The organism is Nocardia sp. NPDC003693, assembly GCF_053981095.1.
Genome location: NZ_JBSFNO010000001.1, coordinates 419943 through 433778 on the forward strand (window position 1 = coordinate 419943; position 13836 = coordinate 433778).

The following is a 13836-nucleotide window of genomic DNA, read 5'->3' on the forward strand; positions in this document are numbered from 1 at the left end:
GTGTTTCTCCCAACGATCTCGGTACGCCCCTCAGGCGGCGTCGCGCTCGAGCAGGTCGGTGATGTGGCGGCGGTGTTCCTCGGGGGTGCCGTACAGCGCGCGGCCCAGCACGACCCGGCGCAGGTACAGGTGCAGATCGTGTTCCCAGGTGACCCCGATGCCGCCGTGCAGCTGGACGCAGTCCTGGACGATCACCGGGGACTTCGCGCCCACATAGGATTTCGCGACGCTGACGAACTCGGCCGCGGTCTCGGGGTTCGCGTCGCGCGCGGCCGCAGCGGCCGTGGCCGTGGCGCGGCAGGCCTCGAGCCAGGTCTTGTTGTCCGCCATGCGATGTTTGAGCGCCTGGTAGGACGCGAGCGGGCGGCCGAAGGTGTACCGGTCGGCCAGCCAGGTCTGGGTCGCGGTCAGGGCGCGGTCGGTGGCGCCGACCGATTCGGCGGCGGTCAGGGTCGCCGCGGTCTGCCATTGCGCGCGCACCGCCGCGCTCGCCGCGGACCCGAGATGCGTCACGGCTTCCTCGTTCACCGTGACGTCGGCGAACGAGACCTGCGCGGTGCGCCGGGTGAGGTCGAGGGTCCACGCGGAAGTGACTGTCACGCCGGGCATTTCGGCGGGAACGAGAATCTGGATGAGCCCGTCCGGGCTGTCGGCGGTGACCAGGAACAGATCGGCCTGATCGCCGGCCTCCACCCGGTCCTTGACCCCGTTGAGCCGGTAGCCGCCGTCCACGTGTTCGGCGCACACCTCCGGGCGGGGGCTGCCGACGGTGTCCGCGGACAGGGTGTCGAAGCCGTGGCTCGGTTCGTAGACCGCCCAGGTCGCGATCGTGTCCCCGGCCAGGATCGAGGCGACGACCTCGCCGAATCGCGCCGGAGCGGTGGACAATCCGGCGAGTACGGCGTTCGTCGTGACGAAAGGTCCCGGCGCGCAAGCGCGTCCGAGTTCGGTGGCCACGAGAGCGAGCTCGGTGAGCGGGCGCCCGGATATCGAGCCGCCGCCCAGCTCCGGCGCCACCAGCATCGCGGTCCAGCCCAGTTCGGCCGCGCGCCGCCACCACTCGCGGTCGAAGCCGCTGCCGCTATCGCCGTGCGCGCGAACCTGCTCCACGGTCATGGTCTCGGCCAGGAATTCTCGCGCCGTGGAGTGGAAAAGCCGCTGGTCGGCGGTGAGGTCGGGAGTCATGGGCGGTCCCTTCTGTTGACGCGCGGCACCCATTATGGAAATCTCATACTCACAGATGAGAGTCATATTCTCAATCATGGAAGTGAACCGGCCGAATTCGGCTGTCGCGCAGCGTGCGGGCCGGATATCGAAGGGACCGTCGAGTGGTGGACAACCTCCAGGATCTGGACTTCTTCCTCGGGCAGGAATTGATCGCCGATCCGTACCCGTACTTCGACGCACTGCGCGCGCAGTGTCCGGTACTGCGGGAGAAGCATCAGAAGGTGATGATGGTGACCGGCTACGAGGAAGCGCTCGAGGTCTACAACGATGTCGGGCGGTTCTCCTCCTGCATCGCGGTGACCGGGCCCTTCCCCGGCTTCCCGGTGCCGCTGGCGGACGCCGAGGACGTCGACGCGCTGATCGCCGAGCATCGGGACTCACTGCCGATGAGCGATCAGCTGCCGACGCTCGACCCGCCGGTGCACACCGACCATCGGGCGCTGCTCATGCGGCTGATCACCCCGAAACGCTTGAAGGAGAACGAGGAAGCCATGTGGTCGATCGCCGACCGCATGCTCGACACCTACCTGGCCAACGGGCGCGGTGACTCCATCCGCGACTTCGCCGGCCCCTTCACGCTGTACGTGATCGCCGACCTGCTCGGGGTGCCGCCCGCCGACCAGGAGGAGTTCCTGCAGGCGCTGCAGCGCGGCCCGCACCGGGAGGGCTCGAGCGTCGGCAGCACCGACGGCGAGAACATGTCGCACAACCCGATCGAGTTTCTCTACGAACGGTTCTCGACCTATATCGAGGACCGCCGCCGGGAGCCGCGCGACGACGTGCTCACCAGCATGGCCGCGGCCACCTTCCCGGACGGGCGGGTGCCGGAGGTACTCGACGTCGTGCGGGTGGCGGCCAATCTGTTCTCGGCCGGCCAGGAAACCACCGTGCGCCTGCTGAGTTCGGCGTTCCGGACCATCGCCGAGAACCCGGAGATCCAGGCGTACCTGCGCGCGGATCGCAGCCGGATCCAGAACTTCATCGAGGAGTCGCTGCGGATGGAGAGCCCGGTCAAGGGCGACTTCCGCCTGGCCAAGACGACCTCCGAGGTCGGCGGCGTGCAGGTGGCGCAGGGCGATGTGCTGATGGTGGTCAACGGCGCGGCCAATCGCGACCCGCGCCGCTTCGACGACCCGACCACGTTCGATCCCGCGCGCTCGAACGCGCGCTCGCATCTGGCGTTCGGCCGGGGCGTGCACACCTGCCCGGGCGCCCCGCTCGCCCGGACCGAGGCGCGTGTCGCGATCGAGCGACTGCTGGACCGCACCACCGACATTCGGATCGACGAGTCCGTGCACGGCCCGGCCGACGCCCGCGACTTCCGGTACCTGCCGACCTTCATCCTGCGCGGGCTCACCCACCTGCACCTGGAATTCGACAGCAAGGAGAACGCCCGATGAAGGTCACCGTCGACGCCGACCGCTGCCGAGGCTTCGGCGTCTGCGTCTCGATCTGCCCCGAGGTCTTCACCCTCACCGAGTGGGGCTACGCCGAGGTCTCGAATCCCGATGTCCCCCCGGACCTCGAGGGCGAGGTGAGCGAGGCCATCGCCGCCTGCCCGGAACACGCGATCGAGACCCAGTAGCCCGGGATCGCCCGCGCGGCGGCACGGTCTCCACGTCGACCCCCTCTGCGACATGGAGAACACCGTCGGCCGCCGTGCGGGCGAGTTCCCGGGTTGACCCCGCAGACGCGGCTCGATGGACCCGAATTCGCTCTTGCCGGCACGCGGACCGGCTCCACGTGTGGCGCTTTCGGACGCGGCTGCTCGCCCCATGATCCGGCGTTGCCGAACCGATGCGCGCACCCGGCTGAAACGGTGTGCGCACGATGCGAAATCGAGCCCGTTGCAGCCGAATCCGAGCTGCTCGGATTCGTCTGCCACCGCCGAACCCGCACCTCCTGATCTCAGCTCGGCCGGCACGACCGGCTGCTGAAACCTGTGGCCCGGAGACCCCCACACGGGGTCTCCGGGCCACAGTGACGTTCAGACCATCGTTGCGCCCGAAGCATAAGGGGCGCAACGGCATCGATCAGCGCGAGCGGTCCATCATGCTCAGGGTGGCGTCGGCGGTGCCGAGCACGACGCCGGGGACGATGCCCGCCTGGGTGGCCAGATCGGCGACGAGGCCGACGTCCTTGCGCAGCAGGTCGCCCGCGTGCGCGGCCAGGCGGGTGAGGGTGCCGTCGCCGGCGACCAGGCGGCCCAGGGCGAAGCTGTTGGCCGTGCCGTGGGAGATGACCTCGCCGAGGCGTTCCGGGCTGATCCCGAGTTCCCGGCCCAGGGTCAGGGTGCTGACGGAGGTGGCCAGATTGGCGGTGAACAGCAGATTGTTCAGGAGCTTGGTCGTCTGGCCCGCGCCCACCCCGCCGAGGTGCACGATCGGGTCGGCGAAGGTGCCGAAGACCGGGCGGCAGCGGTCCACCGCGTCGGCGGGTCCGCCCGCCATGACCAGCAGGGTGCCCACCGCGGCGGCCGGGCCACCGCCGCTGACCGGCGCATCGATGAGCGTGACCCGCTGGGCGGCAGCGGTTTCGGCGAGCTCTCGGCACGTGTCCGGGTGCACGGTGGCGTGCACGGCGAGGATTCCGCCCGGGGCCAGGCCCGCCAGAATGCCCTGCTCGCCGAGCACCACCTGCCGCACGTCCGCGTCGCCCACCACGCACAGGCAGACCAGATCGCTCGCGGCGGCCAGGGCGGCGGGGGAGTCGGCCGTGGCGGCGGCGCTGTCCGCGAACGGTTCCAGGCTCGCGGATCTACGCGCCCACAGGGTGGTTCGGTAACCCGCCTCGATGATCCGGCGGGCCATGGGCCCGCCCTGGCTGCCGAGTCCGATGAATCCGACGCGCATCAGCGGTGTCCCTCCGTCTGCGGCGCCGCCTCGGCGAAGCCGTCGAATTGTGTTGCCGGAGCGGAGAACGCGGCGTCGGCGCGGGCCGCGACGCACTCCTCGGCGAAGGCCAGCAGGCTCAGGTGATAGGCGGCGGCGGTGTAGCCGACGCTCAGGTTGTGCCCGGTGTTGGGGCGGTGGCTCAGCACCACCCGCGGCGCGGAGCGGAACATCGCGCCCACGGCGGTCAATTCCTCGGCGTCACTGCGCCATACACGCTCGTGGTCGCCGAGGGTGAACCGCACCGGAATCGGCACGCGCGCGGCCAGCAGCGGGAACTCGTGCTCGGCCCAGTGGGCCACGGTGCTCGATTCCAGCCGGGCACCCGAGGCCGCGATGCTCGCGCCGTACCGCACGTCGGGCGGATACAGCCGTTCCGGGCGCCACAGCAGATCGCCCAGACCCGGTGGCCGCGTCCCGCCGTCGGAGTCCGGGCCCCACAGGGTTTCCTGCGCGAACGGCGGATGCAGGCGTCCGGTGCCGGCCAGTTCGACGCCGAGCAACCCGGCGCCGCGCTTGTCGGCGGCCATTCGCATGATCATTTCGCAGCCCGCCGAATGCCCGACGAGCAGGATTCCGGCGCCGCGGGCGCGCGTGCCCAGGTGCGCGTCGATGGCCCCGAACATCAGGTCCAGGCGCTGTTCCGGGGTCGCGAGGTCGGCGGCGAACGGGGTTGAGGCCCCGTAGCCGGGCCGATCCAGGGCGAGCACGGTGTAGCCGAGCCTGCGGCCCAGTCGCAGCAGCGAGAGTTCCGGGTGCCCGGGGCAGTCGTAGTAGATCGAGCTCGTGGAACCCCCGTGCAGGGCCACCAGCGTCGCGCGTGGCTCGGGCGTCGCGGCGAGCAGGCCCGAGACGGGAATCCCGCCGACCTCGGCCAGGACCGGGATCGGCGCGGAATCGTCGTCCAGGGCGGACAGTTCGGATTCGATGAGCGTCATGACGATCGGCCGATCGGGATCCGGCCGCGGGGTGCGAGGGTTGTCACGGGTGGCCCTTTCGGCTCAGGTGTTGCGGCCGCCGTTGACCCCGAGGATCTGGCCGGTGATGTACCCGGCCTCCTCCGAGATCAGGAACGAGCAGGCCGCGGCGATATCGGCGGGAGTTCCGATGCGCCGCACCGGCGTCCGCTCGATGTGGTCCTCGACGGTCCCGCCGAGCAGCCCCTTGTCCTCGGATTTGCGCAGCATCGGGGTGTCGATGAAGCCGGGCGGCACCGCGTTCACGGTGATGCCGGCCGGACCCAGTTCCAGCGCAAGGGATTTGGTCAGCCCGTTGATCGCGGATTTGGCCGCGACGTAGTGCGCCATGAACGGCTGCCCCGAATGCGCGCTCGAGGACGAGATATTGACGATGCGGCCCCAGCCCGCGCCGATCATGTCCGGCAGCACCGCCTGCACGCAGTGGAACGTGCCGTGCAGGTTGACGTCGATGACCCGCTGCCACTTCTCGAAGGTCAGCGCGGTGAAGCGCTGGAAGCCTTCGAGTCCGGCCGCGTTCACCAGGACGGTGACCGGCCCGAAGCGGGCGCGGATCGCGGTGAGCGCGGCGGCGATCTGATCGGGCGCGGTGATGTCCGCCCGGTATTCGAGATCGTCGTTCTCGGGATTGTTCAGGTCCAGGGTGGCGACGGTGAACCCGTCACTGCGCAGGCGCTGGGCGATGGCCAGCCCGATGCCGGAGGCGCCTCCGGTGACCACTGCGGTCTTCACGACCGGATCTCCTCTCCAGCAAGGATTCTTGCTACCGTTCGCGGAATTGAATGTATCATTCTCGCCTAGTGAGAATGATGTTTCCACAATAGGGTGAGGAGCCGGGATGTCAACGCGGGAACAAGCGGTGAAGGTCGCGCGGCGACTGCTCATCGACGGGCAACTGGTCGAGACGGGGCGCACGGTCGACTCGCTCAACCCCGCCACCGGCGAGGTGTACGGGCACGCGCCCGAAGCCGGAATCGCTGAAACCGACGCGGCCATCGCCGCCGCGCGGCGCGCCTTCGACACCACCGACTGGTCGACCAACGTCGAGTTGCGCATCCGGTGTCTCGACCAGCTGTATCAGGCCCTGCGCGACAACGTCGAGGACCTGCGCGAGGTGACCATCGCCGAGGTCGGGGCCACCCGATTGCTCACCCAGGGCAACCAGCTCGAACAGCCCATCGAGATCGTGCGCTACTACGCGAACCTGCTGCGCGAGTACTCCTTCACCGAGGAGTACGGCGCGGTGGAGATCCGGGGCGCGCAACACCATCGCTGGACCGAAAAGGAAGCGACGGGCGTGGTTTCGGCCATCGCGGCCTACAACTACCCGCACCAGCTCGCCCTCGCCAAGCTCGCGCCGGCGCTGGCGGCCGGGTGCACCGTGGTGCTCAAGGGCGCGCCCGACACCCCGCTCGCCACCCTCGCGCTGGGCGAGGTCATCGCGAAGCACACCGACATACCGGCGGGCGTGGTGAACGTGCTGACCTCCTCGGATATCGCGGTGGGCGAACGCATGACCACCCATCCCGATGTCGACGTGGTCAGCTTCACCGGCTCAACAGTTGTTGGCCGCAAGATCATGGCCGCGGCCGCGGGCTCGCTCAAGCGGGTGTTCCTCGAGCTCGGCGGCAAGTCGGCGATGATCCTGCTCGACGACGCCGATTTCACCCTGTCCGCGCTGTTCGCGGCGTTCAGCATCGTCACCCACGCGGGTCAGGGCTGCGCGCTCACCACGCGAATCCTGGTGCCGCAGAGCGAACACGACAGGCTCGCCGAACTCATCGCCGCCAACTTCGCCAACGTGTCCTACGGTGACCCCAACGACCCGAAGAACTACATGGGCCCGCTGATCAGCGAGCGCCAGCGCGAGAAGGTCGACGGTCTGGTCCAGCGCGCGGTCGCGGCCGGGGCGAAGCTGATCACCGGTGGCACCAAGGTCGATCCGGGCTTCTTCTACGCGCCGACCCTGCTCGCGAACGTCGATCCCGACAGCGAGATCGCGCAGGAGGAAGTGTTCGGCCCCGTGCTCGCGCTCATCCCGTACGGCGACATCGACGAGGCCGTCGCCATCGCCAACAACTCCATCTACGGTCTGTCCGGCGCGGTGTTCGGCGCGGACGCCGAGCGCGCCAAAGCGGTCGCCAAGCGCATCCGCACCGGCACCATGAGCATCAACGGCGGCAACTACTTCCAGCCCGACGTGCCCTTCGGCGGCTACAAGCAGTCCGGCATCGGCCGGGAGATGGGCCGGGCCGGGCTCGAAGAGTTCCTCGAGACCAAGACCGTCGCGGAGGTGCGCGCATGAGCGGGCCCCTGGCCGGCATCACCGTCCTCGAGGTCGCCATGTACGGGTTCGTGCCCTCGGCGGGCGCGGTACTCGCCGACTGGGGCGCGAACGTCATCAAGGTCGAGCACGCGATCACCGGCGACCCGCAGCGCGGATTGCGCCAGGTCGGCCGGTTCAAGGTCGAGGGCGACGCCAATCCCAATGTCGAGCACGCCAATCGGGGCAAGCGCAGCATCGGGGTGGACATGTCCACCCCGGAGGGGCGCGCGGTGATCCACGATCTGGCTCGCACCGCCGATGTGTTCCTGACCAGCTTCCTGCCGGGCGCGCGCGCCAAGTTCGGCATCGACGTCGACGACATCCGGGCCGTGAATCCGGCGATCGTGTACGCACGCGGCAGTGCGCTCGGACCGCGCGGGGTCGAGTCCGATCGCGGCGGCTACGACATGACCGCGTTCTGGTGCCGCGCGGGCATCGCGGCCAGCCTCACCCCCGAGGGCATCGAGGGCATGATCAATCCGCCGGGACCGGCGTTCGGGGACACCATCTCCGGCACCAACCTCGCCGGCGGCATCGCGGCCGCCCTGCTCAAACGCGAACGCACCGGCGAACCTTCGGTGGTGGACGTGTCGCTGCTGGGCAGCGGGCTGTGGTCCATGGGCCACGGCATCGCGCTCTCCGCGCACGTAGGTGAACCGCTGTCCGCGCCCGCGCCGGGCGTGCACGGCGCGCCGACCAATCCGCTGTCCGGGCTCTATGCCACCTCCGACGGGCGCTACCTGTCCTTCGTCATGCTGCAGCCGGGCAAGTTCTGGGCCGACGTGTGCCGGCACATCGAGCGGCCCGACCTCATCGAGGATCCGCGGTTCGCCGACGCCGCGCAGCTCAGCGCGAATACCGCGGCGGCCGTGGCGATTCTGCGCGAGGTGATCGGCGCCCGGCCGCTGGCCGAGTGGACCGAGCGCTTCGCCACTCTCTCCGGGCCGTGGGCCCCGGTGCAGGACACCCGCCAGCTCGGGCAGGACGCCCAGGTGCGGGCGAACGAGTACCTGCTCACCGCGGGTGAGTTGGAGCTGGTGTCCAGTCCCGTCCAATTCGATGTCGGTGCGCCGGAACTGCGCCCCGGGCCGGCGTTCGCCGCGCACACCGAGGAAGTGCTGCTCGAACTCGGACTGGACTGGGATCGCATCATCGAGTTGAAGACCGCGGGCGCGATCTCCTGACGGTGGCGGGCGGCATCGCGTGCAAGGCCGCCCGCACTGCCGAAACCGGGTCCGGGGACGCGTGATCGCGTCGCTCGTACCGAAATCGTTGTCCTGCTCGCATCAAGATCAGCGCACCAGCCGCAAACCCTTGCACCGCTCGCACAGAAAGGCGGCCCATGCCGTACATCGCGTCGATGGGGACGTACCTACCGTGCTGGGGTGCGCCGCGTGCCCGGGTGGCGGGGGACGACGAGGACGCCATCACCCTGGCAGTCGCCGCGGGACGGGCCGCGCTCGATCCCGGCGAGCCGGTGGAGCGGGTGGTGGTGGTCAGCCGGGATCTGCCGCTGACCGACACCAGCAACGCCGCGGTGCTGCTGGCCGGGCTCGGGCTGGATCCGGAGCTCGAGGTGATCGAGCGACTCGGCGGCGCACCGGCTGCCCTGGACGCGCTGACCTCGGCGCGACCGCGCACCCTCGTCATCGGTGTGGACATCGAACCCTCGGCGGGCGCGGCCGCGGCCCGGGTCTCCGATCACGGCCTGCACGTGCGGATCGCGGCCCGGGTGGCGCGCAGTCTGCCCGCGCGCACCCGCAATACCACCGGGGCCGTGCACGATTACGGCGATCCGCGGCTGCTGCACGAACGCGGTCCCGTCGCCTCGCTCTCGGCGGCCTGGCTCGACACCCCGACCGCGGTGGCGGGAATCGACCACGCCCAGGCCGAACGATTGTGCCTGGGCCGCCCGCCCGAACTGCCGACGCTCGGCGCCGCCGCCGGACTCTTCGCGCTCGCCGCGATGGCCGAATGGGATACCGCGGGACTGCTCGTCGGGGTGGAGCAGGCGAATCTGTCCGGGCTGATCGTCGCGCCCGGACCGGTGCGCGTGCGGCGCTGCGAGCCACCCGCGCGCGAACCACTCGAACGCGCCGAGACCCCCGCCGCCGATCTGCCGCTGTCGCTGGCCGCCTACGAGCGGGCCTTCGAGGCCAAGGTGCGCTGGGAAGCCGGACAGCACAGCGGCAGTACCGAATTGGACTTCCCGCCGCGCTATCGGCTCGGACCCGACGGCACCCTGCACACCGACTACACGCCGGTTCCGCTGCCGCGCACCGGCACCGTGTACACCGAGACCACCGTGCGGTTGCCGGTGCCCGGACAGCGCACACCGTACTCGCTGGTCGTGGTCGAGCTCGACGACGTCGGGGTGCGGGCGCTCGCGCCGGTCACCGGCGTCGACCCGGGCACCGTGGCCATCGGGGCGCGCGGGCGAATGGTGTTGCGGCGGGTGGCTTTACGCTCCGGGGTCCCGGACTACGGATACGCGTTCGAACCGGATCTGGAGGCATCGTGAGAAACGTCGCCGTCGTCGGCGCGGGCATGACGCCCTTCGCCGAGCACTTCGCCCTCGGGGTGAAAGACCTGCTGCCCATGGCGTTCGCGGCCTGCGCGGCCAGCGTCGACAAAGGTGTGCGCACCGCCGAGCTGCGCGCCGCCTGGTTCGGATCCACCGGTGCGACCGACGGGTTCCCGGCCGGCGTGCTCTCGGACGCCCTCGGCCTGCCGGAGCTGGCCGTCACCCATATCGACAACTCGTGCGCCACCGGCAACGACGCGGTCCGCAACGCGGTCTTCGCGATCGGTTCCGGCGCGGTGGATCTCGCGCTGGTCATCGGGGCGGACAAACTCCGCGAGACCGCGCAGAAGGATCTGCTGCGCGAATGGGAGGCGATGGCCGGGGACAAGGTCTGGGACTACCCGCTGGGGCTGTTCGCGCCCGCCGGCTTCGCCCTGCACGTCAACCGCTACCTGCACGAAAGCCCGGCCACGCGTGAGCATCTGGCCATGGTGGCGGTCAAGAACCACCGGCACGGCGCGCGGAACCCGAAGGCGCGCCTGCGGTTCGAGATCACCATGGACCAGGCCCTGAACGCGCCGATCGTGGCCGACCCCTTCGGCGTCTACGACTGCGTCCCCCAGAGCGACGGCGCGGCGGCCCTGCTGCTGGCCGCCGAGGACGTGGTCGACCGCTACACCAACCGCCCCGTCTGGATTCGCGGCGTCGGCCTCGGCCTGGATTCGGTGATGCACCAGCACAAACGCGATATGACGACCTTCCCCGCGACCGTGCGCGCCGCCCAGCACGCCTACACGATGGCCGGCCTGACCCCCGCCGACATCGACGTGGCCGAGGTGCACGACTTCTTCACCGGCATCGAGCTGATCAGCTACGAGGACCTCGGCTTCGCTCCGAAGCTGGAGGGCTACCGCCTGGTCGAGTCCGGCGCCACGACCCTGGGCGGGAGCCTGCCGGTCAACCCCAGCGGGGGCCTCAAATCCAAGGGCCACCCACCCGGCGCGACCGGCATAGCCCAGTGCGTGGAACTGTTCGAGCAGCTCCGCGGCACCGCGGTGAACCAGGTCCCGAACCCCCGCTACGCCCTGGCCCACAACATAGGCGGACCGACCGCGGTCGCCGCGGTCACGATTCTCGAAGGGCCCCGGTAGTGTTCGCCGCGGCCGTCGCGACAGGCCGGATGGCCCGCTCGGCAAGCCGAGCGGGCGGCGGCACTCAGATGCCCGGACCGTACCCGGTGCAGGTCGGGCGGAAGCTGGGGTCGTTGGGGCCCAGCAGGTTCACGATGTTCTGCATGGTGGGGCCGTCGTCGTACATGCCGATGTGGCCTACCGGGTCGGTGGGGCACTGGTCCTGCAGCAGGATGTTGGTGACGTTGTCGCCTTGGAGGAAGGCGTTGGTGTACGGGGTGATGACCGCGTCGTTCCTGGTTTGCACGACCGCGTAGCGCACGCCCGGCACGGTGTCGCCGTCGCCGTACACCTCCGCCACGAGCGGTGCGGCGGTGGACTGCTGGGCGAAGGCGGGGGTCTGCAGGACCCCGAACAGGTTGGCCACGGGGTCCACCAGGCCGAGTGCGGAGGCGAGGGTCGCGAGCCCGAAGGTGGTGGTGCCGTGGTTACTCGGCGCGATCGCGATGAGGGAGGCGACCTTGGCGGCGCCGCCGAGGCGTTCGAGGTAGTAGTGCGGCAGGATTCCGCCACCCTGGGAATGGCCGACCACGTCGACCTTGTCGGCGCCGGTGGCGGCCAGCACCCGGTCCACGAACGCGGCCATCGTGCGTGCCGACGCGGGAATGTCGCCCAGGCCCTTGAAGATTCCGAGGGACATCGCGGTTTCGCCGTAGTCGAAGGCGAACACGCAGTAGCCCTGCCGAGCCAGCAGTGGCGAGAGCGTGACCCAATTGCCGGCGGCCGAACTTCCGGTGCCGTGCACCAGGACGACCGGTCGGGGATGTTCTCGGGACGGCGTGCAGGACCAGTCGTTCGCGTTCGGGGGAGCGAGATCCGCGCGGGCGGGAGAGCAGAAGGTGAGGCAGGCGAGGGCGATGGACGCGGCCAGCGCGCCGGTTCGGCGTTTCATGTTTTCTCACGGGTGATCGCGGCCGATTCCGGGCGAACGGAACCGGTCTGAGTGACGACCGCACCGCGGGCCCTCGGTATGGTCTGGGTCACTCTATGAAACACATCCGGAATGTGTTTCACAAGAGGTGCCGATCGGATCCGGTTGCGCCCGAACGTCGCTCGGCGCTAGCGCGGAATCTGCACGGTCCCCTCGACGAGCTGCTGCAACAGCAGGGTTACCTTCGGGAAGTGCTCGGTGTGGCCCGCCATGATGTCCGAGTAGAACAGCGCGTCCGCCAGCCGGACGACCGCGAATGCCAGGGTCTCGAGATCGACCAGGGGACTGAGTCCCGCATCGGTGACATCCCGGGTGAGCAGGTCCAGATGTGCGGCGATCAATCCCGGCTGTACGGCGCCTTCCGGATCCGTAAGCACGCGCATGGCGGTGAGGTGATCGTTCTCGAGCAACCACGCGAAACCCTTGTCGCGCATGATCGCCAGGCCGTACTGCTCGAGGATCCACAGATACCGCAACCGCCCGGCGTCGTTGCGCACGACGCTCCCGAATTCCCGCTCCCATCGGCTGCGCGCCCGGCCCAGCGCCCCCTGCGCCAGCCACCACAGCGCCGCCCCCATCAACGCCTCGCGATTACCCACCCGCCGGAACAGGGTCGAACGCGAGATCCCGAACCTGGCCGCGATCTCACGCGTGTCGAGCCGCTCACGATCCTGGATGAGACCGGCGGCGTACTGAACGATCTCTTCGGCTGAAGCCTGCACCACCGCACCCTACGGCGTGGGTGTGCTCCGGAGGTCGGGCGAACCGTCCGGTAGTCTGTGGTAGTCTCGGGTGTGGCGATCACCTGGTACTGGGGTTTGGCGCATCTGCTCACCCAGGCGGGGATCGACATCGACGACGTGTACGACCTGCTCAGTGCGTGGCTTGCGGGCGAGCGGCCGATCTGGTTCGTACCGGCCGTCGACGAAGCCACCGGGTTGCGGCCGTCCGTACTGATGGGGCGCACGGACAACGGCGATCCGCTGGTGATCCTGGCCCGTGTGGACGGCAAAGACATCTACATCATCAACGCGTTCGACCCGACTCCCGAGCTGATCGCACAATTCGAGGAATGGGAGGGCCGCCATGGCTGACTTCGAGAACATGACGCCCGCTGACATCGCGGCGCTGACCCAGCGGCTCGTCCTCGACACGAGCCGGGCCGAGCAGTTGCCCGTGGTCCACGGGGTCGAGGCCCGTGAAACGTTGATCCCCCGGTCGGTGAAGCTGCCCGCCGGCGTCGACCGAGCCTGCAAAGCGCGGGCCACCGAACTGGGGCTCAGCCAGTCCGCCTACATCCGCTCGTTGATCGAGAAGGACCTGTCCGGCGGCCAGGCGCGGCCGCTGACGACCGCGGATCTGCCGCTGATCCTCGAGTTCATCCGGAACGCGGCCTAGATCGGACAGAGTGATCGGTGGGCGCGGCCACTCGGCCACGCCCACCGATCACGCTGTCTCACTACGGGTTTCTACAGCGGCTGCCAGACAGTCATGCGCAGGCGCTGGGGGTCGACCGAGGGATTGAGGCGGAGGCGGCCGTCGGCGGAGCGGGCGCCTATCTCCTTCAGCACGGCCAGGGGGTCGCCGTCGACGTCGTAGACCGCGAGGTACTCCAGATCCTCGGGGTCGGTGGGGTTCAGGCGGCGGTGGCGGGTGCAGGAACGGACGCCGGGGATCTCGAGCATGTCGGCGATGTGGATGTTCTCGTACCACTCGTTGTATTCGGCATCCATCCCGTCGCGCGGGGTGGAGAAGACCAGGATCGGCATG

The 13836-nt window shown here is 69.6% G+C and carries 15 protein-coding genes; 8 read left to right on the plus strand and 7 right to left on the minus strand.

Annotated elements, in window-relative coordinates; translation table 11 throughout:
• Positions 1-30 precede the first annotated feature (30 nt).
• Positions 31-1185 (minus strand): acyl-CoA dehydrogenase family protein, encoded by a 1155-nt coding sequence (locus tag ACWDOP_RS02215; RefSeq protein WP_456343510.1) that lies wholly within the window; start codon positions 1183-1185, stop codon positions 31-33.
• A gap of 143 nt (positions 1186-1328) precedes the next feature.
• Here ACWDOP_RS02215 and ACWDOP_RS02220 point away from each other — a divergent pair, with 143 nt between their 5' ends.
• Entirely contained in the window at positions 1329-2627 is a 1299-nt protein-coding gene (locus ACWDOP_RS02220; RefSeq protein ID WP_456343511.1) for a cytochrome P450, read from the plus strand.
• A complete protein-coding gene (locus tag ACWDOP_RS02225) occupies positions 2624-2812 on the plus strand; it encodes a ferredoxin (RefSeq protein WP_456343512.1) in 189 nt (62 codons plus the stop codon). Before ACWDOP_RS02220 ends, ACWDOP_RS02225 begins: the two co-directional genes overlap by 4 nt.
• A 448-nt stretch (positions 2813-3260) precedes the next feature.
• Here the strand turns inward: ACWDOP_RS02225 and ACWDOP_RS02230 are convergent, their stop codons facing one another.
• The 3 genes from ACWDOP_RS02230 to ACWDOP_RS02240 all read right to left on the minus strand — a co-directional run bounded on the left by ACWDOP_RS02230 (position 3261) and on the right by ACWDOP_RS02240 (position 5827).
• Positions 3261-4079 carry an NAD(P)-dependent oxidoreductase gene (locus ACWDOP_RS02230; RefSeq protein ID WP_456343513.1) on the minus strand — a complete coding sequence of 273 codons (819 nt, stop codon included), beginning with the start codon at positions 4077-4079 and terminating at the stop codon, positions 3261-3263.
• Complete coding sequence (locus ACWDOP_RS02235; protein WP_456343514.1) at positions 4079-5056, minus strand: alpha/beta hydrolase; 978 nt, start codon at positions 5054-5056, stop codon at positions 4079-4081. Before ACWDOP_RS02235 ends, ACWDOP_RS02230 begins: the two co-directional genes overlap by 1 nt.
• Positions 5057-5119: 63 nt before the next feature.
• Positions 5120-5827 (minus strand): SDR family NAD(P)-dependent oxidoreductase, encoded by a 708-nt coding sequence (locus tag ACWDOP_RS02240; protein WP_454207871.1) that lies wholly within the window; start codon positions 5825-5827, stop codon positions 5120-5122.
• 106 nt (positions 5828-5933) lie between these two features.
• Here ACWDOP_RS02240 and ACWDOP_RS02245 point away from each other — a divergent pair, with 106 nt between their 5' ends.
• From ACWDOP_RS02245 to ACWDOP_RS02260, 4 genes are all read left to right on the plus strand, one after another.
• Entirely contained in the window at positions 5934-7400 is a 1467-nt protein-coding gene (locus ACWDOP_RS02245; protein ID WP_456343515.1) for an aldehyde dehydrogenase family protein, read from the plus strand.
• Positions 7397-8605 (plus strand): CaiB/BaiF CoA transferase family protein, encoded by a 1209-nt coding sequence (locus ACWDOP_RS02250; RefSeq protein WP_456343516.1) that lies wholly within the window; start codon positions 7397-7399, stop codon positions 8603-8605. The genes ACWDOP_RS02245 and ACWDOP_RS02250 overlap by 4 nt, the downstream gene beginning before the upstream one ends.
• A gap of 158 nt (positions 8606-8763) precedes the next feature.
• Complete coding sequence (locus ACWDOP_RS02255; protein WP_456343517.1) at positions 8764-9942, plus strand: OB-fold domain-containing protein; 1179 nt, start codon at positions 8764-8766, stop codon at positions 9940-9942.
• A complete protein-coding gene (locus ACWDOP_RS02260) occupies positions 9939-11096 on the plus strand; it encodes a thiolase family protein (RefSeq protein ID WP_456343518.1) in 1158 nt (385 codons plus the stop codon). The genes ACWDOP_RS02255 and ACWDOP_RS02260 overlap by 4 nt, the downstream gene beginning before the upstream one ends.
• Positions 11097-11160: 64 nt before the next feature.
• Here the strand turns inward: ACWDOP_RS02260 and ACWDOP_RS02265 are convergent, their stop codons facing one another.
• Positions 11161-12027 carry an esterase/lipase family protein gene (locus tag ACWDOP_RS02265; RefSeq protein WP_456343519.1) on the minus strand — a complete coding sequence of 289 codons (867 nt, stop codon included), beginning with the start codon at positions 12025-12027 and terminating at the stop codon, positions 11161-11163.
• 167 nt (positions 12028-12194) lie between these two features.
• The gene (locus ACWDOP_RS02270; protein WP_454207882.1) at positions 12195-12788 is read right to left on the minus strand and encodes a QsdR family transcriptional regulator; all 594 of its coding nucleotides are present in this window, start codon (positions 12786-12788) and stop codon (positions 12195-12197) included.
• A 72-nt stretch (positions 12789-12860) separates the two neighbouring features.
• On the opposite strand from ACWDOP_RS02270, the gene ACWDOP_RS02275 reads away from it, so the two are divergent.
• Both ACWDOP_RS02275 and ACWDOP_RS02280 read left to right on the plus strand, forming a co-directional pair.
• Complete coding sequence (locus tag ACWDOP_RS02275; RefSeq protein WP_456343520.1) at positions 12861-13160, plus strand: hypothetical protein; 300 nt, start codon at positions 12861-12863, stop codon at positions 13158-13160.
• The gene (locus ACWDOP_RS02280; RefSeq protein ID WP_456343521.1) at positions 13153-13464 is read left to right on the plus strand and encodes a hypothetical protein; all 312 of its coding nucleotides are present in this window, start codon (positions 13153-13155) and stop codon (positions 13462-13464) included. The genes ACWDOP_RS02275 and ACWDOP_RS02280 overlap by 8 nt, the downstream gene beginning before the upstream one ends.
• Positions 13465-13535: 71 nt before the next feature.
• Here the strand turns inward: ACWDOP_RS02280 and ACWDOP_RS02285 are convergent, their stop codons facing one another.
• Positions 13536-13835, minus strand: a complete 300-nt coding sequence (locus ACWDOP_RS02285; protein WP_456343522.1) for a hypothetical protein — start codon at positions 13833-13835, stop codon at positions 13536-13538.
• Position 13836 lies beyond the last annotated feature (1 nt).